The organism is Sphingobacterium spiritivorum, from assembly GCF_016724845.1.
In the GTDB taxonomy this organism is placed as follows: domain Bacteria; phylum Bacteroidota; class Bacteroidia; order Sphingobacteriales; family Sphingobacteriaceae; genus Sphingobacterium; species Sphingobacterium spiritivorum_A.
Window position 1 is genome coordinate 2,183,292 of the sequence record NZ_CP068082.1, and the last position, 25,574, is coordinate 2,208,865.

Sequence of the window (25,574 nt, forward strand, 5' to 3'; positions counted from 1 at the left end):
GCTAACGACCAACTTCAAACCATTCCAGATTTAATAAGTCCTTGCTTTTATCGTGATCTTTTTTCGATCTGACAACCAGATAGATATTATGAATACCCGTTACCTTTTGAGCAGCAGTATGTATGGTATTGGCAGTTTCTTCTTGATACACTGCAACATTTACTATACCTAATAACTGAACACTTATACTGTCTATATGAATCTCAATAGTTGCATCTTGGGTATTGCTCCTGGTCTTGCAAGTAAACTGTATGAACAAAAGTTCTCATTTTGTATGAGATCATAAAGGAAATGCAATTAAACCTTTGCCTTCTTCGATTGTACAGAACAAGTTTTTCGAGGAATAAAAACCCGGTCCCAACGAGACCGGGTTTTTTGCTTTGAAGGTTCTTATTTCCACCCTCCGCCAAGGCCTTTATAGATATCGACAACTGTACTTAGTTGTTTTTGCTTTGCTTCTATAAGTTCCAGTTTAGCATCCAGAGCATCCCGTTGATTCAGGAGAACCTCCAGATAGTCCGCTCTTGAATTTTTGAACAACTGATTGGCGATCTCAATAGATTCATCCAAAGCCTGCGTTTCCTGGGACTTCATTTTATAGTACTGATCTATGTTTTTCACTTTAGACATCAGGTTTGCAATATCCAGATAGGCATTCAGTATCGTTTTGTCGTATTCGTATAGTGCCTGCAGCTGTCTTGCATCTGCAGTCTGGAAATTAGCCTTGATGGCACTTTTATTGATCAGCGGACCTGCCAGTTCACCTGCCAGACCAAAGGCTATTGATTCCGGCATTTTCACCAGATAAGAAGGTTTAAATGCTTCCAGTCCCAGCGCAGCAGAAATTTCCAGTGACGGATAGAATTCTTTGCGGGCCGCTTCTACATCCAGTTTTGCCGCTTTTAGTTCCAATTCTGCCTCTTTAATATCCGGACGGTTGGCCAGCAACTGTGAAGGAATACCCGTATACACCGGTTGTGCGATTGTAGACATAAAACTTTCTTTTGTCCGGACAACAGGCTGCGGATAACGTCCAAGTAAAGCGTTGATCTGATTCTCCTTTTCGGTTATTTCCTGATGAATCGTATAGGCCGTAGCTTTGGACTTGGAGAGTTCTGCTTCAAATTTTTTAACTGCTAATTCTGTTGTTGCCGCAGCTTCTTTCTGAATTTTGGAGATCTCCAAAGCTCTTTCCTGCAATTTGATATATTGTTGTACAATATCCAGCTGATTGTCCAGCGCCAGCAATTCATAGTAATTGTCCGCGACTTCTTCAATCAGGTTGGAGAGCACAAAGTTTTTACCTTCTACCGTGGCCAGATAGTGAGCAATAGCCGCCTGTTTTTCTGTGCGTAGCTTTTTCCATATATCCACTTCCCAGTTGGCGACTAAGCCACCTTCAAAATTTCCGAGTGGATCCGGCATTTCTTTTCCGGGTTCTATCTCTGTAGTGGCATCTCCGGCTCCTTCACTGGTATAGCGGCCGGCTTTACTTACTCCTGCGCCGAGTTTTGCAGCAACAGTCGGACTTAATTTACCGTTTTTGTAAAGTACACCACTTTTTGCTATCTCGATTTCCTGAAGAGTAATCAGCAGCTCCTGATTATTTTTTAAAGCAGTCTCAATAAGTGCGACCAGGTTCGGGTCCGTGAAAAATTGTCTCCACGGAGTTGTGCCACTGTTCTGTACTGTATCCTGCTGTTCGCCACTTTGAAAATTCAGAGGGATATTTTCTTTTACCTCATCTTTTACAATGGTCGCCTTCGGGGCTTTACATCCTGCCAGCATCAGAGCGAAAGCAATCGCTGTGATAATGCTCTTAGTCTTCGAATTTTCCATCATGTTCATAAGGTTCAGTTTTTTCTGTTAATGGATTTTCTTCTTCATATCTTGCCAGTCGTGATCTTTCCGCTATTGTTCCGAAGATGTAGTATAATCCCGGAATAATAAGCAGTCCGAAGATCGTTCCGATAAACATCCCTCCTGCAGCTGCAGTACCGATGGTACGGTTTCCTAAAGCACCCGGGCCTGTGGCCATCACTAAAGGAATCAGACCTGCAATAAATGCAAATGAGGTCATCAGGATCGGACGGAATCGGATCGTAGCGCCTTCGATAGCTGCTTTTACGACCGATATTCCTTCTTCAGCCTTTTTCTGTACGGCAAATTCAACAATCAATACCGCATTCTTGCCCAGCAGACCGATCAGCATGACCATGGCTACCTGTGCATAGATATTATTTTCGAGGCCTAATAATTTTAAGCATAAAAAGGCTCCGAATATACCTGTCGGTAAAGAGAGGATGACCGGAAGGGGAAGGATAAAGCTTTCATATTGTGCCGACAGAATCAGGTACACAAATCCCAGACAGATAAGGAAAATATAAATGGCTTCATTTCCACGGCTTACCTCATCTTTGGAGATACCTGCCCAATCGATACCAAATCCTCTTGGAAGCTTGCTGTTTGCAACCTCCTGAATGGCTTTAATGGCCTGCCCGCTACTGTAGCCTGGAGCCGGAGACCCGCTCACCTCTGCAGAGTTATACATATTATGTCTTGTGATCTCAGACAGACCATATACTTTTTCCAGATGCATAAAATCTGAATAGGGAACCATCTGGTCCTTATCATTTTTTACATACAGTTTCAATAAATCTGTTGGTAAAGCCCTGTATTGCGGGCCAGCCTGTACGATCACTTTATAAGGTCGGTCAAACCGGATGAAACTGGTTTCATAGTTGGATCCGATCAGTGTAGACAGGTTGTCCATAGCTTTTTCTATGGTTACACCTTTTTGCTCTGCGAGATCATTATCTATTTTCAGCATATATTGCGGAAAACTTGCGGAGTAGAATGTAAATGCAGAACCAAGTTCAGGACGTTTTTTCAGTTCCTTGACAAAATCATTACTTACCTGTTCCATTTTCTGATAGTCCCCGCTTCCGGCTTTATCCAGCAGGCGAAGTTCAAAACCTCCGGCAGCTCCGTAGCCCGGAATGGAAGGAGGCTGGAAGAACTCTATGTTTGCACCCGGGATATTTTTGGCTTTTTCTTCCAGTTTTTCAATAATTTCTGCGGCAGATTCCTTACGCTCTTCCCAACTTTTGAGATTGATCAGACAGGTTCCGGAGTTGGATCCCGTACCCTCTGTCAGGATCTCATATCCGGCGAGTGATGATACGGATTGTACCCCATCGATATCTTCAGATTCTCTTAACAGTTCTTTTGCAATCTGGTTCGTTCTTTCCAGTGTTGATCCCGGAGGCGTCTGAATAATGGCATAGATCATTCCCTGATCTTCTCCCGGAATAAATCCGGAAGGGAGAGAATTGCTTAAAAAGAAGGTACATATACAGAAGGCCAGTAACAAAGGAAGAGTAAAAGCTTTCTTAGTAACCGTTTTATTCAACAGCTTCTCATATCTTCCGGCACCTTTGGTAAACATGTTGTTGAAGCTGTCCAGAAATTTGCTGATCCATGTTTTCTTTTTCGCTTTTCCATGATTATTTTTCAGTATGAGCGCACATAAAGCCGGAGTTAATGTCAGCGCCGCAACTCCTGAAAGCATAATGGAAGATACCATTGTGATGGAAAACTGTCGGTAGAATACGCCGACAGGACCAGACATAAAGGCTACCGGAATAAATACAGAGGCCATGACCAGTGTAATGGCTATAATGGCACCGCTGATCTCGTGCATGGCTTCTTCTGTAGCCTTCAGCGGAGATAGGTTCTTCTCCTCCATCTTGGCGTGGACGGCCTCGATGACTACGATGGCATCATCGACCACCACACCTATGGCCATCACCAATGCAAAAAGCGAAATCATATTTAAGGTAATGCCGAATGCCGACATGATGGCAAATGTACCTACCAGTGAAACCGGAACAGCAAGTGCCGGAATCAACGTAGAACGCCAGTCCCCAAGAAACAGAAACACCACAATCGCTACCAGTATGAATGCCTCAAACAGGGTGTGAACCACTTTCTCAATAGAGGCATCCAAAAACCGGGATACATCATAACTGATATCATAGTGCATACCTTTGGGGAAGTTGTTCTTTTGAAGATCCGTCATCAGTTCTTTTACATTTTTGATAACGTCACTGGCATTGGATCCGTAGGATTGTTTTACCGTGATCGCAGCCGAAGGCTTACCGTTCAGGGTAGAGTAAATATCGTACATGGACGAACCAAACTCTACATCAGCTACATCTTTAAGACGTACAAACTCACCTCCGGACTTGGCCTTTAGGATAATGTTTCCATAGTCCGTTTCATTATTGAAGCGGCCCGGATATTTCAGAATGTACTCAAAGGATTGGGAACGCTTGCCTGAACTCTCTCCAGTTTTTCCGGGAGAAGCTTCCAGACTCTGCTGATTTAAGGCTTCCATCACCTCATCGGAAGAGATGTTATAGGCCGTCAGCCTGTCCGGCTTCAGCCAGATACGCATAGCGTATTCACGTGTACCCAGTATATCTGCAAAGCCCACACCACTTACCCGTCTCAGTTCGGACATTACGTTGATATCCGCATAGTTGAACAGGAACTTCTGATCAGCTTTAGGGTCGTCGCTGTACAAGTTGATGTACATCAGCATGTTGGGCTCTTCACGTGTGATTTTTACTCCTTCACGGACAACTAGGGGTGGCAGTTTGTTGACTACAGAAGATACACGGTTCTGTACATTCACGGCTGCTACATTCGGATCTGTCCCCAGATCGAATACAACCTGTATAGATGCTTCGCCGTCATTACCGGCATCCGAAGTCATATATTTCATGCCCGGTACGCCGTTCAGACCTCTTTCTAAGGGAATGACTACAGATTTGATCAATAGTTCGTTGTTCGCTCCGGGATACGAGGCCGTAATATTTACTTTGGGCGGAGAGATAGACGGAAACTGTGTCACCGGAAGTTTTGCAAGTGACAGTATTCCTAAGAATAATATAATCAGTGAGATTACAATAGACAGAACGGGTCTGCGAATAAATTTCTTAAACATAATATTTCATTTTAAGCCAGCCTTACTCTGCTTTTAATTTCAACGATTGCATCACTTTTTCCGGCTCCTGAAACTTCGTTTGTACTTTTTGATCATCTTTTACTTTCTGTACACCTTCCAGTAAGAAGCGGTCACCGTCTGCAAGACCCGAACTGATCACATAGAGATCCGGAATTTCATAGGCGATCTTGATGTTTCTGGATTTGGCTATTCCATTTTTATCAATTACAAAGACATATTTTTGATCCTGAATCTCGTAGGTTGCTTTCTGCGGGATGATCATTGCATTTTTCAATGGCAATACCATTTGTATTTTTCCGGTTTCTCCGTTTCGCAACAGTTTATCGGGGTTTGCAAATTTGGCGCGGAAAGCAATATTTCCCGTTTCATTATCAAACTCACCTTCTATAGTCTGTATTTGCCCTTTTTTAGGAAAAGCTTCCCCGTTAGCCATAATCAGCGTCACTTCCTTACTGCCTCTGTCATTGATATGTGTCTGGTAATTTAGATATTCAGGCTCCGACACGTTGAAATAACTGTACATTTCCGTGTTATTGGACAGGGATGTCATCAGATCACCTTCATCGACCAGACTCCCCTGTTTCAGCGGAATACGGTTGATTATACCCGAAAACGGAGCTTTGATATCTGTAAAGGATAAGTGGATCTGGGCCAGCTTCATTTCGGCATTGGCTGCATCCAGCTTAGCCTTAGCCATAGCTTTTTCATTTTTAGAAACAATGTTATTGGAAGCCAGTGTACTGGCATTTTCCAACTCGATTGTTGCCTGTTCTACTTCAGCTTTTGCTTTCAGCAATTCTGCCTGATACAGCTGAGGCATGATACGGAATAGTGTCTGGCCGGCACTGACATACTGACCTTCATCTACAAAGATTTTTTCTAAAAAACCCTTCTCTTGAGCTCGGATTTCGATGTTTTGTACAGATCGGATCTGTGAAACATATTCCTTCGTGAAAGAGGTGTCTACTCTTAACGGACTGGTAACGGTGTACTCTGCTACTTCTTCTTTTTTCTCTTTTTTAGCAGTACAGCTTGTTTGGTATAATAATGCAAACAAGCTCATGAACATGATAATTCTCTTCATGATATGAATTAATATAGGACAAATGGAAATTGGGAAACCGATGATTTCTTCAGGGACTATTGTGACATCACGGAATAGCCGGATACAGGCAGTCTAACAGCAGTAAAAATTCAATAATATGCCATTAGCCATCGATAAGCGTATCGGCGACTGTAAATATGATGTATGGAAAGGTTATCAGATTCTTAATACCCGCTGGAGGATATATTTGTAAGAAGGGGTATACAGATGAAAATAAAAAGGAAGACGGTCCTTATGTCTGTATTGTATAAAAGGTAAAAGCAACCCGTATGACAGATCAATGATCTGTTTGGATAGCTGCATGTCTTTTCGTCCGAAAACAAAATCAGTATCTTCATTTTCTACACTGAAAATACTTTTTTCTTCTTCATCCAGCAGACTGTTTTTCATGACGAGAGCGTCATGGTGTATATGACAGGTCTGTTTCGTTTGCTGCATTTGATTTCCCTGAATACCGTACACCTGCTGTGCAGTATGTGCATAGGCATGGTGATGTCCCCATATCAGGAGAAAACAAATATTCAATATGAAAAATACAGCTCTCATTTTCAAAGGCCAAAAATAGCAAAAGTTTAATCTCCTCAAAGCGAAACCGGTGCCGTGATATGTGAAATAATCGTTAAATTTTCTTTTGGAGGCTTTTTTGAACGATAAATTACATGGTTTTTACATTTTATGTTGTCAGAATGTAGACTATTAGCTACTTTCAACTCCAATATAGCAGCACACAAATACGGATATGGATAATTTTTTATTGTGTCTATAGTCAAAAAGTAATCAGATTATCTCCCTGTATGCCGCAAATCGTAACCTATTATTTTTTATGATCAAACATTTTCTCTGTTCACTGGGAATTTCACTGGGCAGTCTGCTCACAGTACATGCACAGTCCCAGGCATCCTTTTTCTCGTATCCGACTTTGAGTCCGGACGGGCAAACAATCGTATTCAGTTACGATGGCGATCTGTGGAAAGTCGCCGCAGATGGTGGTCTGGCCTTACGGCTTACCGCAATGTCCGGAACTGAGATCGCACCCCGGATTTCTCCTGATGGCAAATGGCTTGCTTTCTCTTCCAATCAGAATGGCAATATGGATGTATACATTATGCCGCTGGAAGGGGGCGATATCCGACAGTTGACATACCACGATGCAGGTGACGAAGTAGACAGCTGGAGCTGGGATAGTAAGAGTATATATTTTACTTCGTCAAGATACAACCGGTTCAGCAGTTATAAGGTTGCTGTCAACGGAGGAACTGCAGAACGGATGTTTCCGCATTATTTCAATACCATTCATAATGTTGTAGAGACGCCTTCCGGAGAACTGTTATTCAACGATTCCTGGGAAAGTAATTTTGCGTCTAACCGCAAGCGCTATAAAGGAGCTTTCAATCCGGACATTCTTTCTTACTCTCCGAAGCAAAAACAATTCAAACAATATACGGATTATGCAGGGAAAGATTTCTGGCCGAGTGTGGACCAGAAAGGAGCTATTTTCTTTGCTTCGGATGAGGTAAACGGGGAATACAATCTGTACAGCTTTGTTAATGGAAAGAAAACCGGGCTTACAAAATTTCCAACCTCCATTAAACGCCCTGCTGTCTCGGCAAACGGAACAAAGGTGGTGTTTGAGAAGGATTATCAGCTATTTTTATATGATGTAGCCACAAAGAAAACCATCCAGCCTAAAATAGCAATCAGCCGTAACCTGGTATTGAACAAGCAGCAGGAGTTTGATGTCAAGGATAATATCAGCAATGTGGATGTTTCTCCGGACGGCAAAAAAATGGCTTTTGTCTCCCGCGGAGAATTGTTTGTGAGTGATATAGAAGGAAAATTTGTGCGGCAGATGCCGGGTCAGGGCGAACGCATTGTGGAGGTCAAATGGCTTAAAGACAATAAAACCTTACTCTTTAATCAGACCTACCAGGGTTATCTCAACTGGTTTACGATCGCTGCAGACGGCAAGGAACAGGCAAAACAATTGACAAAAGACCTTCGTAACAACAGGATTATCGAATTTAATAAGGATCGTACTCTGGGAGTCTACCTCAGCGGTCGCGATGAGGTGCGTACATTAGACCTCAATACGTTGAAAAGCAGTACAGTGGTAAAGGATGAAATATGGGCGTTTCAAAATTCCTCTCCTTCATTTTCTCCGGACGGCAACTATATCCTGTTCACGGCATACCGCAATTTTGAACAAGATATTATGCTGCATAACCTGAAGACGAACAGCACTGTCAATCTCACGAATACAGGAGTATCCGAGCTTACTCCTACCTGGTCTCCTGATGGGAAGTATATTTATTTTGCGAGTAACCGGACAAAGCCTTCCTACCCTACCGGAGTACAGAACGCCAGCATATACCGTATGGCGTTGGAAAACTTTGATGAAGACTACCGCATCAGCAAGTTTGACGAACTATTCAAAGAGACGGAGAAGGTAAAAAAAGATACGACAGCACAAAAGAAAACGCCTGCAGATAAGGATAAAAAAGAACCGGCGAAAACGGCTTCTGCTGACAAACCGGTGGTGACTATAGATACACAGGGATTGCTGGACCGTATAACACTGGTCAGTCCGGCTTTCGGTACGCAGCTGGATCCCGTTGTGTTTCAAAAGGGCGATAAGACCTATGTTTTCTATTCTTCCAATCACGGAGAGGGACGCGGAGCGTTATACCGTACTGTGATTGAACCCTTCACTTCGAATAAAACAGAGAAGGTAGCTGATGGAGGCGTCGGAACTTTATTTGAAACGGGTGGCAAATATTATGCATTGAGCAGAGGAGCTATTCAGAAATATAATATAGATGCAAATAAATTTGATAAAGTAGATGTTTCATTGAAATTTCAACGTAATCTTGAAAAAGAATTTTCGCAGATGTTTTATGAAACCTGGGCCGGGATAGAAGAAAACTTCTATGACGGAACTTTTCATGGAATAGACTGGTCTGCCGTGAAAAAACAGTATGAAGCGTATCTGCCGAATATCAATAACAGAGCGGACCTGCGCATATTACTCAACGATATGTTGGGCGAGCTGAATGCCTCACATTTAGGTTTTAATTCTTCCGGTCCTGAAGAACGTAAAAGCTTTACTGCTGTCACGAATGAGATTGGTGTGGTATATGATACAAAAGATCCCTGGAAGGTGTCACAGATCATTGTCAACAGCCCGGCTTCACGCAAAGGCATAGACATTAAAGAAGGCGATATCCTGTTGGCAGTCAACGGCCAGAGCATTGATAAAACCAGAGACCGGGATTCCTATTTTACCTTACCTTCCCTAGCAGAAGAAATGGCGCTGACTTTCAGCCGTCAGGGTAAAGAAATCAACGTCAATATACGCCCGCAGCCGGCAAATGCACAGCGGGAGCAGCTCTATGATGAGTGGATCAAAGCAAACAGAGCTAAGGTGGACGGAATGAGCAACAACCGGATCGCCTATTCTCATATGAAAAATATGGGGGGTGACGAGTTAAACCGCTTTTTACTGGATATGGCCGAACAGGAAAATAATAAAGATGCGATCATACTGGATCTGCGCTACAACACCGGAGGCAATGTGCACGATGAAGTTCTGCGTTTTCTGTCACAGCGTCCATATCTGCAGTGGCAATACCGGGATGGTAAGCGGGCACCTCAAAGTAATTTTGCTCCTGCCGCCAAACCAATTGTACTGTTGATCAATGAGCAGTCGCTCAGTGATGCCGAGATGACTGCTGCGGGATTCAAGGCGCTGAAGCTGGGTAAGATTATCGGAACCGAAACCTATCGCTGGATTATCTTCACTTCAGCGAAGGGGCTAGTCGATGGATCTATGTACAGAGTACCGGCCTGGGGATGTTATACCTTGGATGGTCAGGACCTGGAGCTGACAGGAGTATCACCGGATATCTATGTCAAGAACACATTTACAGACCGTTTAGAAGGAAAGGATCCGCAGTTGGAAAAAGCAATACAGGAAATCCTGAAAGATTTGAAATAAATCAAAAAGCCGGTATATCAGAAATGAATACCGGCTTTTTAATGGTCTTTTGTTAACATGTTGCCGTCCCTGGCCGTTTAAGAAAACCAACATTTATGTTGCGTAATATGGTCTTTTTTGAAGGCTGGTTATTGCTGATCGCAGATCAGAATATTCGACTGTCCTAATCTCTGGGAGCCTCTTGATGCCGGAACAGCAACATCGCCAGTTGGCAAAAAGTCTATTGTACCCGCTTGTTGTGGCACGTATATTTCTACCGAAGTCACAGAATAGCCCTGAGGAAGATATTTGATATAATACCCATCCGGGTGAAAGCTCCAGATACCTCTCGGAAATTTTTCATTAACAGGAGCTACGCCGGTAAGCATGGCCAGACTTTCAATTTCCTGATAAGAGGCATTCGCTTTATACATCAGTCCTCTGATCTTGTTTTCGATTTCTACAATTGTTTTTGCCGGTTCAGGCAGGTTTTGTGTCAGAGACTGCATCGCTTCTCCGCTAAGATAATCAATGACAGAGCTACCCAAAGCTGACAGGTCTTTTTGACTCAGGAGTATTGCTGCGGTAGCCTGCAGCTCCGGAGATAGTTTTGTAAAGTTTGTCTTTGCTATAATAGCCCACAGCAGCACCTGTACCTGAGATTGTTCGATTTCAGGATGATTTTCCCAGTTTGCAATGAGCGTACGTGCTATCTTTTCTTTAGGGCCGGCCAGCGGAGCAAAGAGATAGGCATCTCCTCTTGATGGTCCGTAAGTACCTGCCTGCAGACAGAAACTTTTGAATGTTCCTTTATAAAAGCCCGGTTTCAGCCTGAAGCCTGTAGTTTTGGTATATTGAGCGCTTAACGTGCAAAGATCTGTTTTGACAGAATCTTTTCCGAAATCAGCAACAAGCGTTTTCTCCTGATTACAATCATCAAAATTGGTTGTGATAGGGTCGGATTTCAATAACTTCAGTTGGGAACTGTTGAGCGCTTTGCTCACTCCTTTATTGACTATATCTCCCAGTTTCCCAAATTGAGCCTGAGCATGGAAACTCTGCAATGCGACAAAAAGTATGACCAATCTAATGGTGAAATTTTTTAAAGAATCTGTATTGTACATCTCTGATTTAGATGGATTAAACTCAAAGTTAATATAAATATCGGTAAGAACAAGATGAATTTTTTGTAAACAAAATCTTAGCCATCCCGTTATCACAGTGTCATAATATTGCGATAAGAACCGTTCATAGCTCTTGCTTAGGCTCAACTATTGTAGTATGTTAATTTAATGTTGTAAATTTAGTATGTCTTTAAAATCCCTCCATATGAAAAAGATATTTCTTCTTTTCGCTGTATTTGCGGTAATTCTTTTACCGGCAAAAGGACAGCAGGAATTGTCTGCCAGTAAAGGCGGTAGTTCCTGGATCTGGGGCCCGTCTGTGGGGTATCAATACCAAAAAGGTAATTTTTTAAAAGTTTCAGGCTGGGGTCTTTTTGCGCCCAATGATAATCAGTATATGAAAATTGATGCGGGCGCCAACTTTACCTGGATGATGAATAAGACGACAGTTATTCCCGAACTTGGATTTACTTATTACCTGAGTGATAAAGGGGTCTGGCCTTTTCTGAAGGGAGAAATTACACCTTATACCGTGACACCAAAGGTGGGGGTGAGTTTGCTTTCACTCGTGGACATCGGTGTCGGCTACGGCCTTGATATGCAGACTAAGGATAATTTTAAACCCCTGAAAGGTTTTACTACTTCCATCAGTGTCAATGTACCGTTTAACTTCTTTATCCGTTAGTCATAGAGCGTCTGTGACAGAGTTATAACAGCATTGGGCACCCAAATGATCTACCCTGAATTTTGTTCCTTTTCAGGATATTACTTACGTGCATTTATTGTTAACCTCTTTGGTCTGTTTCATCAGCCAGTAAAGGGTGTTTCATTTTTAATATTTTGATTCGTAAAGTTAATTGGGTAAATTGAATGGAATTAATTTTTCGATATGAGAAACACATGTCCTTTCTTTTTCCTTTTTATATTGCTCCTGCTAACTCCTGAAACTCTTCAGGCACAAAAGAATAAATGGATTTGGGGGCCGTCTGTAGGGTACCAGTATCAAAGTGGTAACTTTTTGAAAGTATCAGGCTGGAATCTGTTTGCGCTGAATTCTAAAGAATATATAAAAGTTGATGGCGTTGCCAACTTCACCTGGATGATGAATAAGACAACTGTTATCCCGGAATTAGGATTTACTTATTACAGGGGTGAAGATGTTTTTTGGCCTGCTTTGAAAGCTGAGGTTACCCCTTATACTTTCACCCCCAAAATTGGAATTGGACTGATCTGTTTAGTAGATATAGCTGTTGGTTATGGGTTTGATCTGAGAACAAAGTCTCAGTTCAAACCTGTCCGCGGATTTACGACCTCCGTTAATTTTAATATACCTTTTAATCTCACCGTTCTTTAAACTATTTTTCGAGCCAGGATTTGAAATCACTTACCCGCTCCCGGCTGACGATCATTTCCTGATCCGGGTCAGGCTGCAGATATATGCGCAGACGGGAGTTGGAATGTACCGCAATTTCTTTGATGCTGTCTATCTGGATAATGTGACTGCGACTGATCCTGAAAAACCGATTGGGGTCAATCATCTTTTCAACTTTATCCAGAGTGATGTCAAGCAGATAATTGTTTCCTTGACGCGTCCACAAGTAAGTACCTTTGTGTTCACTATAAATGCAGGCAATGTCCTGTATATCAATTACCTTGATCGTTTGCCCTATTTTTATCGTAAACCGCTCTTTGTAAGACTCTTTTTTTGTTAGTTTCAATAGCGAACGGATCTCATTCATGTCTACCGCCTCTTTACTGTGCTGCAGTTTGAGAAATTTGTCAAATGCAAACTTCAGCTCTTCCTCAATAATGGGTTTGAGCAGATAATCAATGCTGTTCATCTTGAAAGCACGTAACACAAACTCATCATAGGCTGTCGTAAATATGATTGCTGACTGTACGTTCACCTCTTCAAAGATCTCGAAGGAGAGTCCGTCGGACAATTGTATATCGAGAAATATGAGTTCAGGCTCAGGATTAGACAACAGCCATGCTTTGGCATCTTCTACCGAGTGCAAAAGCGCTGTCACCGTATATCCCATATTTTCTACCTTCCGCTTCAGCAGACGGGCAGAAGGCATTTCATCTTCAATGATTATTATATTCATGATTCCGATTTGATAGCTAACAGAGGTAAGCCTACCTCAAAATTTCCGTTTTGATCGTTAATAATGACTTCTTCAGTCGTCAACAGGTGGTAGCGATTGATAATATTGCTTAATCCTATCCCCGTAGACTCTCCCAGTGTCTCTTTAGGCTGCAGATTGTTGCTTACATACAGGTATTTGTCTTTTTTGACAATCCTAATATGCAGTTTGCGGGCAGTGCTCACCACATTATGTTTAATGGCATTTTCGATTAGCAACTGCAGAGACAAGGGGATAATATTTTCTTCTTCTTCAATATAACTGTCATCGATCTCTACGACAAGGGCTTCCTCAAAACGAAGTCTGAGCAGATTGAGGAAGATTTGGGCAAACTTTAGTTCCTGCTGTGCTGGGACCAGTTCCTTGTCTTTTTGCTCCAGCACATAGCGATAGATGCGCGAAAGAGAGGTGGTAAAGTCCACCGCCTTTTCCGGACTCTCTTCTATCAGGCCGGTGAGCACATTGAGGCTGTTGAACAGGAAATGCGGATCAATCTGATTCTTAAGGGATTCAAATTGAGCTGTAGCGTTTCCTGCGATCTGCTTCTGCTTCTGAATTTGCGCATTTTTATACGCTTTGTAGAAGTAAAAGGCATAGAAGCCGAGACCAACAAGTAAGGCAATAAGAGTTGTCATGATATAGACCTCCGGACGTTGCCCTGACAGAAACTCTACAAAGGAAAGTTCTCCGAAAATAACCAGAAAAAAGCAATTGACCACGAAGACCATCAACACCGTTACCAGAATACTGCCGGGTATAAAGTAAGATAGTCGTCTACGCCAATGATTATCATTGGGCACCTTGCTGTGAATATAAGCGGCCAGATTGCTGTTGAGCATATAACCCATCACCCCGTAGATCATTCCGATCTGTGCTCCTCTGGATTTGTAAAACTGAATATCCAGATTGCCGTAGGTGATGAGATAATAGGCCGAAAATAATAAGGAAATGCCTGCACTTATTACTATTCCCAGAAGTAATGATTTAAGAAAGGCTTTCATATCGGTATTATTTACTTGTACATGAAGAAACGATCTGCTCCGCTTGTTCTTTTCCCCAGGAAGGAGCAAATGCGGTCTCTGATTTTTGTGTATCGAACAAATGTAGAGCTTTCTTTATACTTTCGCACTCTGCGCTGGTATCCTGATGAAAATATTTCTTGGATTGCATCTGAAATTGAGCCAGACTCAGAATAACCCTTGGATTTTCAGGCGCAATAGCTTTTGCCTTTTCGTAGGTGGCGATAATCAGCGGAGACAATTCCTGTGCTTTAGTCATAGGGTCTGTCGTGAGTTCAGCAGTATAGTTCATCGCTTTCAGCACCAGCCATTCGGGGTTGTTATGCTGTGCGGCATAAGCATCCAGAATAGTTTTGGCTGTTTTGATCAGACTCATCTTGCTGTCCGCATCTTTCGCATTGAATGCAGATAGAATGGTGATAAAGGATTGGTAATATGCCGGTATCCAGTTGTCTTTCTCTACCTGTGCGATGCGTTCGAACTGGGCTGCGGCCTCTGTGTTTTTACCGGATTGCCAAAGTTGCATTCCGTTAGCCATACCTTTTTCATAAGCGCTCTGCGCAAACATACTGTTTGTAATCAGGAGCGCAAGGAGTAATACTGTTGTTTTCATCGTATTCTGTGTTAAAAGTTTATAAGTCAAAAGTGTGAAGTATGCTGTTGTTGTACAATTAATAGTAACCCAACTGTCGGAAAACCGGGATGAATTGTCAGATTTCTACAGGTTGTCCAGTTGATTATCTTTTTTATTACGGCTTATTGTCATAAAGAATCCTACAAATACAAATCTTTTGGCCACGGGAGTAATGGCCTGACGGGCAAATACACCCTGCGGACTGGCCTGGCTCGCATAGTGGTAGCCATAGACAGGTTTATTCCCCAGAAGATTACTCACCGAAAAGAACAGGATCTTCTGCTGACTTAGTAAATAAGACCAGCTCATTGCCACCTGCGAATAGCCTTTTGTCTTCTGCTGCATAAAACCTGCAGTATTTGGATCGTTATATGGCCTGCCGGATACGTAGCTTCCTGTAAGGCTTAATTGAGACTTCAGGTCACTGATCCAGTATTTGCTGACTACTGACAAGGCATGATCCGCAACATAAGGAGGAGTTACTTCCATAGGATAGTTGGCTTCCTGACGGCGGGTATGTGTATAACTGTATGAAACCCAGTACTGCAGATTGCGTATACTCGTATTATCCCGGTACAGGATATCTATACCTTCAGCAAAACCTTTACCTCCGTTGCTGTACACACTTTGATAGGTAGGGCGGGCTGTATTGTACTGTACCAGCTGGTCATATGTTTTTCTGTATGCTTCAATACGAAGAGTTCTCCCTTTGCTTTCGTACATGTAATTAAGGATAAAATGTCTGGATGACATCCAGTCTAACCGATTGGCATATTTGAGTATATCCGGATCAGCCTGCTGATGAAAATCACCGTATGCAAGAGAAAGCTGACTGGATCTGTTTATGAGATAGCCCAATGATACTCTGGGTTCCAGAATCACCCCATCCTGCATGTTTGTCTGACTCGCTCGAAGGCCAAGTTTTGTAATCCATTTTGTGCTGATCGCATAATCCGTCTCGGTGTACAATGCCCCGATTTGAGAAGTATAACCATAGGCAAATGATCTCTCCGGATCGGTATAACGCTCTTTGTACCGGCTATAAAAAAAGTCCCCTCCGAAAGATGTACGCAGACGTTGGTTCCAGGTTTTAGATAGCTTTTCCTTAATATGCAGACTGAAATCCTGATCCGGAATATAGCTTTCATTAAAGTAAGTATTGTCGATCTTCCGGTCTACCCCGATTCCGGACTCCATTCGCCAATCACGGGATAGTTTTTGTTTATAATTGATGTTCAGATAGATATTATCTGTTTTTCGTTTTACATATACCGGCTCCGTATAGTCTATATGTTGCTGACGCAATGAAAATCGTTCTATATTAAATGAACCGTATATATTTAAAAAGCTGTTTGCTGACTGATGGCGGTAGATCATCTCGCCGGATCCGCTTTGATAGGGATCTATCCAGTCCAGTTGTTGGTTGATCAGTTTTACGTAAGGTCTGAGGTTAGAGTAGCTCCCGTTGAAGCTGAGGGAGTTCTTCTTCCAGGCTTGTGTGGTTCCGAGTCCTACACCAACCGAGGAAAGCGACAATTCGGTCTTCGGATCTTCTATTTTATCGGCAGTATTGAGCAGCAATACTCCTGACAGTGCATTCCCGTATTCGGCAGAGTATCCTCCGGTGGATAGGTTGATGCCTTTGAATAAAAAGGGTGAAAAGCGCCCACGCACAGGAGAATCATTCGGGGCAGATGTATACGGCTGACTGGCCTGTATACCATTTACATACGTACTTGTTTCGGATGAAGATCCGCCCCTTACCATTAATCTTCCGCTTTCTCCGGCCACCTGTGCACCGGGAAGTGTGGCCAGTCCGGCAATAATGTTGCCCATACTTCCCGCAGTAGTAACAATTTCTAAAGGAGTTATCACACTGCCTTTGGCTTTATCTCCTGCCTGCAACATTCCGGCGGAGATAGCAATCTCATCGAGTTGAAGTGCCGCTTCTGCAAGTTGTATCTGTAGAAACGATGTTTGCCCTGTCTGTATCGGCAGAAGCGTACTTTGATAGCCTATCGCTGTAACTTTCAGCTCTTTTGTACCGGTTTCAGTCGTACGGAAGCTAAAGTTTCCGCTGGAATCTGAGGTGGTACCGTCATATGTGCCGACGAGATATATACTTGCACGCGGGACAGGTCTGTTGCTTTTATCTGTAATACGGCCAGTAATCTGGGTTTGTGCAAAAACTGCAGTCTGCATAAATAATAAAAAGATCAATACTCTCATGTGGTTAATAAATTTGACCTAAAATTGCCCCTAAAGAGAGATTTTGGCAAAAGAGTGTGTCTGAATTGTCAAAAAACCGGGATGAGTTGTATGGCGTGCATTAAGAGGTGGTTTTTGTAAAGGGTATTTCATCTTATTTTTTGGAATCTGAACTATTTCTGTACTTTTGTGTAGAATTAATCTAAATAAGAATAAAGTATGCCAAACCTTCTGAATACGCACCTTTCGGTGACAAGATATATTTTCTTTAAAACAGAAAAAGTACTACCTATCCTTCGATAGGTTTACTGTTCGCATGTCCTCCCGCTTTTCTATATACCGTCTTTACCTTATGCACAGAAGTGCCTTTCTTACATATGTCAGTTGATTTTATAAAGATGGGAATGCATAATGGAGGTGTACAGAACTGTGGCCTCTTCTTTCCGGATTACACTAAAACCAAATCATATTATTACAGAACATTACCATTCTAATTAACATCATGAGATCAGTCTTTATTATTTTATTGTGCAGTATATTTCCCCTGATGGGTGTGGCACAGAAACAGGAACGGGTGCGCGGAAAAATTATGCTCACGGATCAGGTTCCCGTTAAGGATGCCGTGCTCCGATTATTAAATACCTCTTATCAGTCCAGAACTGATAAAACAGGTGAATTTTACCTGGATAATGTTCCTCCGGGAGATTATGTTATACAGGTGACCCTGAATGATATTGAAATGCTGCGGGAGAATATACAGATCACGACCGGGATGGCTGAACTGCCGACGATCTATGCAACTAAAAAGTACCATGATCTGGACGGGGTGACTGTCTATGGCTACCGCCGGAATAAGTTTTTGGATAAGGATAGTACCACGGCTGCCAAGATGCCGTTGCGTTATCTGGAAAATCCGCAGGCACTGACGAGTGTCAATCAGCAGATCATGAAAGAACAGTTGATTACTGATCTTTCGGATGCCCTGCGCAATGTGCCGGGTATGGTCAAGATGCAGGGGAGTCCGGGACGTGGCAGCGGTGACGGTTCATTCTATTACAGTCTGCGCGGATTCCCGACCAAAGTATCGATGGTGGATGGAGTACCGGCGACAACTAACGGTGAAATCGATCCGGCAGATATAGAACGTGTAACGGTATTGAAAGGACCATCCGGAACACTATACGGTGGTTCGGTGACCTCGTTTGGAGGATTGGTCAATATTATGACAAAAAAACCAAAGGATTATTTTGGCGGACAGGTTTCTTACTTTCTGGGTAGTTATAATCTCAACCGCCTGACAGCGGATGTATATGGGCCGGTGACCAAATCCAGAAAAACACTTTTCCGCTTCAACTCAGCTTATCAGTATCAAAACGGATTCAGGGATTCGGAGTTCCGAAAATCTTTCTTTGCTGCACCGACATTCAGCTATGAAGTCAACGATAAACTGACTTTTAATCTGGGGGCACAGCTGTATAATTATGAAGGAACCAATACGCCGATTATCTTTTTTGCAAGAACACGACCGTTCTATGCGCATACACCGGATGAGCTCGGCTTTGACTGGAAGCGTTCTTATTCCAATAATGATATGACGCTGAAGGCGCCATCTATTAATATCAAAGGAGAAGTGAACTATAAAATTTCTGATAACTGGACTTCTCAGACATTACTTTCCCGCAACTTCAGAAAAACAGAAGGATTATACCAGTATCAGTTTATCCGTGGTAATGACAGCGATGCGCTGTTGGAGCGAAATGTACAATGGAATAATTCAGAAGGTAGTTCTACGAGTGTACAACAAAATTTCAACGGAACATTTCATATCGGAAGTATTAAGAATAAGGTGCTGATCGGTCTGGATTACCTGAATCAGTCTACCCGAAACAACCACTCTCCTATCGTCAAATACGATACGATCAACGGGCGGGATCTGGAAAATGATTATGGTTTTATTTCCAGAGAACTGGCTACTGCCAGCATCCAGAAATCGAAATCCCCAATGGTGCGTAATTATACCTCAAGTAACATATACGGAGCTTACCTGTCGGATGTGGTATATCTGACAGATCGCTGGACGACTTTATTGAGTTTGCGTGTCGATCATTACAACAGCCGCGGACAGTTGAATCTGAATAACAATGTGCGTACAGGAGAGTTTAAGCAGACGGCCTGGTCACCAAAGGTGGGCATGGTCTATCAGGTACTTAAAGATCGCCTGTCGGCATACGCAAACTATATGAACGGATTCAGCTATGTGTCTCCTGTAACACAACAATTGCCGGAATATAACGGTAATCTGAAACCGCAGATGGCTAACCAGTGGGAGGCAGGAGTGAAAACAAATCTATGGGAGAACAGATTTAACCTTACCGCATCATACTATGACATCACGGTCAACAATATGTCCCGTGATATCGCTGTTGAACAGGGAGGTAAAGAATATCTGATCACTATTCAGGATGGTGAACAACGGAGTAAGGGTCTGGAGTTTGAACTGATTACAAATCCGATGGCCGGGCTGAATATTATGACGGGTTATACCTATAATGACAGTAAATTTCAGAAGGCAGATGCTTCGGTAGAGGGTCGCCGTCCGGGATCCGCAGGTCCGGCGCATGTCTTCAATTCATGGGCGAGCTATGTCTTGCAGACGCGTGTGTTGCATGGGCTTGGATTTGGATTTGGTGTCAACCGGGTGGGCGAACAGATCAGCGAGGATAAAGTGGTGACAGGACGATTTACGTTCCCGGCTTATACACTGATCAATGCTTCTGTTTCTCTGGAAAAAGAGAAGTACAGATTCGGATTCAAAATGAATAACCTGGGGAATGCGCAGTATTTCGCCGGACAGGGTGTGGTGGTCGCACAGATGCCACGCAATTTTACAGCGGAGCTGACCCTGAAGTTTTAAAACATAGAAAGGAGTATTCTTTTCATACATGAAATATATTAAGCCGGTTACAATCTTACCTTGCAACCGGCTTTTCTTTTACTTTGTCGGCTGTAAAATGTAATAATGTAGTGAAAAACAGAGAAAATCCGGCAATATAAATCAGGTAGACTAAATTGTGATACCATACCGTCTGCCAGAGATTACTAACCATGCCCCATAGTATTCCACAGATGGCCAGCAAAAGGGAAAATATCAGCCATTTTTTTAAAAAGGATAGCTCGCTGCCTTTATGCTTGTAATAATTCTTTATAAAATGAAACGGCATAAGGATAAAGAGCAGAAAAAGAACCGGCACTAAGGGATAAGCCATAGGATGTAATATCGTTTTGCTTATATATTCACCTGCAGATCCGTATGTCGTATCATAATACTGGTAATTGCCTCTAAGGATATTCCTCCATTCTCTATAAGAGATGACTACAGGAAAAATAAGCAATGCCGTCAGTGTATTGATAACTATTCTCAGAAACATAATTCAGGATTATATCTTATGCAAGTTAAGGATAAGAAGTATTAATACGTACTTAAAAAACGGTATATCCGGGATAAGAGTTTTCCTGTATAACAGCGTTGTAAAAAATTCTTTAAAGCATTTGTTTTATTGGCGTACAACTGTAACTTTGTTTATAGCCCTCGGGCAAATCTGACTTCGTAGCTCAGTTGGTAGAGCAACAGACTCTTAATCTGTGGGTCCTGAGTTCGAGCCTCAGCGGGGTCACTTTCTAAAAAGCCTTTCCATTTGGAAGGTTTTTTTTGTTTTGTGCCTTTTAAGCTAGTCTTAGGACAGTTTTTTATATTTATCCGAAACGAGAAGTTATTTAATTTGTTAATAGCTCCTTTATGCAAAAAAACCAAAAAGAATCCTAAAAATTAAAGCTTTGTCTCGCAATTTAGAAGTGTATCTGCATGATAACCCAAAATTATTCAGGGGTATAAAATAACAAAATGAGTTCCCTCAGGTCTCAAGAAGGTTAGATCACTTTGAATATTCATATAATATAAAAATAAGATGGTCTGGAATTATGGATTTGATAAGATTTGCTCTAATATCTTAAACGTTGTTTTGTCAATTAAAGACATAGGAGATTAATTGATTACTGCTTAAACCGATTTCATAAACTTTATGTATATTGTTTATGAATAACATAATATTAACGGATTTTTATGACGGAAAGCTCTAAATGCTCTAAGGGCGCAAATCAAACAACGCATGATGAAAGACATCGATTTTGGACGGAACAAGCACTGAATCAATTTGGTTTTGCGTCAAATTTTTTCTTTTTATTGAGTTTTGCCTTTTTTACTTTCCTCATGAATAGAGAAATCACAAAAAACCTATTGCCTTTTGACTTTAAGTTAAGCTTTTCTTTTTCTAAATTTTTCTTTGTCCTTGCGTTAGTGGTTGGGTTTGTTTCAATAGTATATGGAGCATTAACAGTGTTAAGTAGATTATACGATCTTAGATTAACTAGGCACAAGACTTATGTACGTAAAAGATATAATAAAGTAAAAGGTGGAGTATTATGCGATGGAGATATAAACATAGACAACTATAGCTTTTTTAAAAAGATCAATGTTTTATATAAATCTTCTATCTCTCGAGCACATTTTATAATAGATAAAGATATAGAAGATCAACAATTATTAAGTGAGAAATTTAAAGATCTTCGTATTAACAATCTGTTACTAGCGAGGTTGTCGTGGACAACTTTTAGCTATCAAATTATTACTTTGCTTATTTCACTTTTTGCCTATTTCCTGTCAGTATTGTTTTAGAAAGTTGGTTATTTGTTATAACTATGGTATTTTTGAAAAATGGACTTGTGCCTTGGGCTTATCAAAAATAGTGACCAGAGCGGAGCCTTTGCGATCTGCAGGCGAACCAAACTCTAAAAGTGATTGAATTTTGACCAGGTATGTAATACCTAGTCAAAAGGCAAAGGAGCTTTTATGAAGAGAAGGAGTTACCAAAACATTAAATATGACAAATAGCGTAGCTCAATAAATAAATACGGGAAACCGTTTTTATTTATTGCTTGGTTTGGCGTATCTTAATGCCAGTAATTCCGGAACGGAATGCCTTACAACCTAGTTTTAATATTTTATAACTTAAATTAATGGAAAAAAAAACAAAAGGCTCATGGCTAATTCATAATACCAATAAATTGCAAGCAGTTACAAGTCAGGAAGACTTTCCAAAAACATTTATAGCTGGCAAGGCAGGCATATTACTTTCTTCTATTTCAGCTGATGCTGAAATGAGTTTAAGTAAAGAAAAAATTAACGTCTTAGCTAAAGCTTCTAATATAAATACATATTTTGAACTGCCACCTCTATTGGAGGTTTTAGAAAAACAAGGAATAATAGATATAAGTTCTAAAGGGGATATACAAGTGCTAGGTGTGACTTCATCTAGTATATTGAACCATACATCAGATATATTTGATACTCTAAATCCTGAAGCTAATGAAATGGCATCAATTGAATTAGCAGAGAGAGCTTCTATATTACCTATATTAACCTCTGATATATCGGAAGAAATATCTGATAAATATAAACTCTCTGAATCTAATACTATAAATCTAATCGAACAGGCTGAAATAATAGGTTTTGTTGATGTAGAAAAAATTTCAGAGGATGAAAAATTACTATTTAATGGAAATCTTTTTAGAAGAGATAATCCGAAGAAAGTCTTAGCAGTAATGGATTCCCTAAAAGATTTTGAAAAGACTAAATTACTTGAACTAAATGATATGCTTAGATTATCTGCATGTATCCCTGTAGATTTAGTAAAAAAACAACTTGGCAATAATCTTTTTGAAAAAGTAACTGCAATAGGATTATATGATATTAGTATCGTTAGTAATAGTACTGAAAATATGGGATATATAACTTTGCCTGCAGCTTTTTCAAAATATAGTAATTCAATGGTTGATGATGCTTTTGATTTAGCTAAAGCTTTTGTTAGTTCAATTACTTATGGAATGACAAAAAGTTCGTATGTTAGAGGTAAAATTCAAATGGTAGATAAACTTCTATCGGCTCTTGTTAGAGGTGAGTCTGTTGGCCCTGTAAAAGCAATTGCTGAAGATTATAAAGTTTTAGAATTTAAAGGTGTTGTCCAAGTTTATCAAGGATCAAAAGGAGGTAGATCTGGGCCAATGTTAAAATTATTAAAGAAAGAAATTGGAGAATTAGCTTTACAGGTAATTAGATCTGGTGATGCTAGCGAACATTCCCTTGATTCTTTACCGACAGCGGCTGTTACGTCATTCAAAGGCCCAGAAGCTAATAGAAATATTACTAGGAGAGAACAATTAGTAACTAATCCAAAATCAACACATGATATGTTATCAATTTTACGAACAGGAGTAAAGTTATGAGTGAACAGCAAAAACTAGCCAAAGGTTATAACATGGAAGAGCTTTTAAGAAATTATTTTCTTAAATCAGGTTATTTTGTTGTTAGAGGGGTTCAATTTATATATGAAGGATTTGAAGTAACAGATATTGACTTATGGCTATATTCTAAAACTTCTTCATTAAATCGTGAAATAGTTATAGTCGATTCCAAAAACAAAAAAACTCCACAAGCAATAGAAAGAATATTTTGGATACAAGGCTTAAAGAATGCTGTAAAAGCTTCAAACGCAGTTATAGCAACAACTGATAGACGACCCGAGGTTAAAAACTTTGGTAAAAAAATGAATGTAACGGTTTTAGACGGAAATTTCTTGAGTAGAATTACAAAGTCGGAAGATTCTTTTAGCGCAAGATTAACAGATGAAGAATTTATATCATTATTTGTTTCATATGATCTAGGCAAGTTAGATGGTGATTGGAAATCTCAAATTACGCAAGCTAAAAACTTGCTTTCCTCAGGATTATCTTTTGATAATTGTAATAGATTACTAAATATAGGACATTTTTTTGCTAACCAATCAATTATAAGAGAAAACCAACGTCAGTTAGCTTTAAGGAGTTTGTATTTAACACTTTCTTTTTTTATAATTTCAATTGATTATACAATAAGAGAAATCTCATTTCAAGATCAACAAGATAGAACTAAATTATTAAAAGAAGGATTTACATTTGGCTCCAATGGGGAAAAAGGATTCTCAAATATGCTTAAGATTTCTTTGGGCTTAATTGAAAATAACATAAAAGAAGGAAAAGCTATATCCAGACAGATATCATATAATATTAAAAAGCAATTTGATGAGTTAAATACAGATATCTTAGCGGAGTATCTTTCAAGAAATGATGTTTCAAATAGCTTATTTAGCACAGCTAAGGAGTTCGAAAATATGGCTATGAGTAAAAATTTCAAACATCATAACTCCGCATCACTTGAAGCACGAAGTATGTTATTCTGTTTACTTGATTTTTGGAAAATACAAAGATCCTATTTTACTAAATAGGATTTTCAATTGATAATAATAATTAAGAGAGGGTATTAAAAAATACCCCTCATTATCAAGTGACCACACACTTCAATGTCTAACTAGACATCAATCTAAAAACACCCTTCCTCCATCAAACTATAATACCTATCCACACCAATAATTGTGTCTCAAAAAAACATATGGTATATTCAATTAATCTCTAACACTCAAAGAAACCCTAATAAGTTTCAAGTGATGTGTTAGGGTTCGAGCCTCAGCGGGGTCACTTTCTGAAAAGGCCGTTTTACATTTTCGTAAAGCGGCCTTTTCAAGTCTATAGAGTTGCAAGTTTATACCCTATATTTATATGACAAATGATGATAAACCCTTTATTGGAATGAGACCTTTTATTTCCCTAATCTAAAGCCAAGTGTTACACCACCTACAAAAGTAAATTCACTTATACCATCATAAAAACTTACTCCGGGACCGATGCCTACATTCATCATGAAACGCTCTCCATAGTTCCGCTGAATTCCCCACATAGCGCCCACTGCCATAAAGAAATCAGGCACATACACATTGTCACTCTTCAGTATAGACGGACCGCCTGCAGCTACCACTCCGGCAATATAATTTCCTGAATTATGTGCTACTTTTTTTCCTTTTCTAAGCCTTTTGTTTAAATCGTAATAATATCTGACTTGCACATCAAGCGCAGGACGGATGACATAACCCCATTCTGAATCTTCATAATGGTAGTCGTTAATTGTTATGGATGAACTTCTGTATAAAACTCCTCCTGCTATGGGGCCTGATAAACGTAATGTAGTTTTTTTTCCAATACCCTTTTCGTACGAAAGATTGGTTAGTAAATTATAAGCAAATTGGTGATGCTCTACCTGAGCTTCAACATCCGTATTTGTTTGCGCAAAAGACATACCAGCGAAAGCTATCGCCATAAGTGTTGTAATAAAAAATTTTTTCATTGA

The 25,574-nt window shown here is 40.6% G+C and carries 19 protein-coding genes and 1 tRNA gene; 8 read left to right on the forward strand and 12 right to left on the reverse strand.

Going from position 1 to position 25,574, the window contains the following annotated elements:
• Position 1: 1 nt before the first annotated feature.
• The 5 genes from I6J03_RS09215 to I6J03_RS09235 all read right to left on the reverse strand — a co-directional run bounded on the left by I6J03_RS09215 (position 2) and on the right by I6J03_RS09235 (position 6,683).
• Entirely contained in the window at positions 2–259 is a 258-nt protein-coding gene (locus I6J03_RS09215; RefSeq protein WP_003009774.1) for a carbohydrate-binding protein, read from the reverse strand.
• Between the two features lie 131 nt (positions 260–390).
• The gene (locus I6J03_RS09220) at positions 391–1,848 is read right to left on the reverse strand and encodes a TolC family protein (RefSeq protein WP_201681002.1); all 1,458 of its coding nucleotides are present in this window, start codon (positions 1,846–1,848) and stop codon (positions 391–393) included.
• On the reverse strand, positions 1,820–5,011 hold the full coding sequence (locus I6J03_RS09225) for an efflux RND transporter permease subunit (protein ID WP_003009781.1): 3,192 nt from the start codon (positions 5,009–5,011) through the stop codon (positions 1,820–1,822). Before I6J03_RS09225 ends, I6J03_RS09220 begins: the two co-directional genes overlap by 29 nt.
• A 22-nt stretch (positions 5,012–5,033) precedes the next feature.
• Positions 5,034–6,116: an efflux RND transporter periplasmic adaptor subunit gene (locus I6J03_RS09230; RefSeq protein WP_003009784.1), complete on the reverse strand. Its 1,083-nt coding sequence runs from the start codon at positions 6,114–6,116 to the stop codon at positions 5,034–5,036.
• A gap of 177 nt (positions 6,117–6,293) precedes the next feature.
• Positions 6,294–6,683: a hypothetical protein gene (locus I6J03_RS09235; protein ID WP_003009789.1), complete on the reverse strand. Its 390-nt coding sequence runs from the start codon at positions 6,681–6,683 to the stop codon at positions 6,294–6,296.
• Positions 6,684–6,960: 277 nt separating this feature from the next.
• Here I6J03_RS09235 and I6J03_RS09240 point away from each other — a divergent pair, with 277 nt between their 5' ends.
• Positions 6,961–10,131 (forward strand): S41 family peptidase, encoded by a 3,171-nt coding sequence (locus I6J03_RS09240; protein WP_003009792.1) that lies wholly within the window; start codon positions 6,961–6,963, stop codon positions 10,129–10,131.
• Between the two features lie 128 nt (positions 10,132–10,259).
• On the opposite strand, the gene I6J03_RS09245 is transcribed toward I6J03_RS09240, so the two are convergent.
• Positions 10,260–11,234 (reverse strand): hypothetical protein, encoded by a 975-nt coding sequence (locus I6J03_RS09245; RefSeq protein ID WP_232279780.1) that lies wholly within the window; start codon positions 11,232–11,234, stop codon positions 10,260–10,262.
• 205 nt (positions 11,235–11,439) lie between these two features.
• Between I6J03_RS09245 and I6J03_RS09250 the strand changes: the two genes are divergently transcribed.
• Together I6J03_RS09250 and I6J03_RS09255 are read left to right on the forward strand one after the other, a co-directional pair.
• The gene (locus I6J03_RS09250) at positions 11,440–11,919 is read left to right on the forward strand and encodes a hypothetical protein (protein WP_003009798.1); all 480 of its coding nucleotides are present in this window, start codon (positions 11,440–11,442) and stop codon (positions 11,917–11,919) included.
• 204 nt (positions 11,920–12,123) lie between these two features.
• Positions 12,124–12,588 (forward strand): hypothetical protein, encoded by a 465-nt coding sequence (locus tag I6J03_RS09255; RefSeq protein ID WP_003009801.1) that lies wholly within the window; start codon positions 12,124–12,126, stop codon positions 12,586–12,588.
• A 1-nt stretch (position 12,589) separates the two neighbouring features.
• On the opposite strand, the gene I6J03_RS09260 is transcribed toward I6J03_RS09255, so the two are convergent.
• The 4 genes from I6J03_RS09260 to I6J03_RS09275 form a co-directional block, all read right to left on the reverse strand.
• Positions 12,590–13,342 (reverse strand): LytR/AlgR family response regulator transcription factor, encoded by a 753-nt coding sequence (locus I6J03_RS09260; protein WP_003001675.1) that lies wholly within the window; start codon positions 13,340–13,342, stop codon positions 12,590–12,592.
• Complete coding sequence (locus I6J03_RS09265; protein ID WP_003009805.1) at positions 13,339–14,382, reverse strand: sensor histidine kinase; 1,044 nt, start codon at positions 14,380–14,382, stop codon at positions 13,339–13,341. The genes I6J03_RS09260 and I6J03_RS09265 overlap by 4 nt, the downstream gene beginning before the upstream one ends.
• Positions 14,383–14,389: 7 nt before the next feature.
• A complete protein-coding gene (locus I6J03_RS09270) occupies positions 14,390–15,013 on the reverse strand; it encodes a hypothetical protein (RefSeq protein WP_003009810.1) in 624 nt (207 codons plus the stop codon).
• Positions 15,014–15,118: 105 nt separating this feature from the next.
• A complete protein-coding gene (locus I6J03_RS09275; RefSeq protein ID WP_003009813.1) occupies positions 15,119–17,263 on the reverse strand; it encodes a TonB-dependent receptor in 2,145 nt (714 codons plus the stop codon).
• Positions 17,264–17,744: 481 nt separating this feature from the next.
• Between I6J03_RS09275 and I6J03_RS09280 the strand changes: the two genes are divergently transcribed.
• Positions 17,745–20,156 carry a TonB-dependent receptor gene (locus I6J03_RS09280; RefSeq protein WP_232279781.1) on the forward strand — a complete coding sequence of 804 codons (2,412 nt, stop codon included), beginning with the start codon at positions 17,745–17,747 and terminating at the stop codon, positions 20,154–20,156.
• A 55-nt stretch (positions 20,157–20,211) separates the two neighbouring features.
• On the opposite strand, the gene I6J03_RS09285 is transcribed toward I6J03_RS09280, so the two are convergent.
• On the reverse strand, positions 20,212–20,670 hold the full coding sequence (locus I6J03_RS09285; protein WP_003009819.1) for a hypothetical protein: 459 nt from the start codon (positions 20,668–20,670) through the stop codon (positions 20,212–20,214).
• Positions 20,671–20,843: 173 nt separating this feature from the next.
• Between I6J03_RS09285 and I6J03_RS09290 the strand changes: the two genes are divergently transcribed.
• The 4 genes from I6J03_RS09290 to I6J03_RS09305 all read left to right on the forward strand — a co-directional run bounded on the left by I6J03_RS09290 (position 20,844) and on the right by I6J03_RS09305 (position 24,618).
• A tRNA-Lys gene (locus I6J03_RS09290) sits at positions 20,844–20,916 on the forward strand.
• Between the two features lie 446 nt (positions 20,917–21,362).
• A complete protein-coding gene (locus I6J03_RS09295) occupies positions 21,363–21,974 on the forward strand; it encodes a hypothetical protein (RefSeq protein WP_003009825.1) in 612 nt (203 codons plus the stop codon).
• 341 nt (positions 21,975–22,315) lie between these two features.
• Positions 22,316–23,581 carry an SGNH/GDSL hydrolase family protein gene (locus tag I6J03_RS09300; RefSeq protein ID WP_003009828.1) on the forward strand — a complete coding sequence of 422 codons (1,266 nt, stop codon included), beginning with the start codon at positions 22,316–22,318 and terminating at the stop codon, positions 23,579–23,581.
• Positions 23,578–24,618: a hypothetical protein gene (locus tag I6J03_RS09305; protein ID WP_003009831.1), complete on the forward strand. Its 1,041-nt coding sequence runs from the start codon at positions 23,578–23,580 to the stop codon at positions 24,616–24,618. Before I6J03_RS09300 ends, I6J03_RS09305 begins: the two co-directional genes overlap by 4 nt.
• 371 nt (positions 24,619–24,989) lie before the next feature.
• Here I6J03_RS09305 and I6J03_RS09310 read toward each other — a convergent pair whose 3' ends face one another.
• Positions 24,990–25,544, reverse strand: coding sequence for a hypothetical protein (locus I6J03_RS09310; RefSeq protein WP_232279782.1), 555 nt, complete (start codon positions 25,542–25,544; stop codon positions 24,990–24,992).
• Positions 25,545–25,574 lie beyond the last annotated feature (30 nt).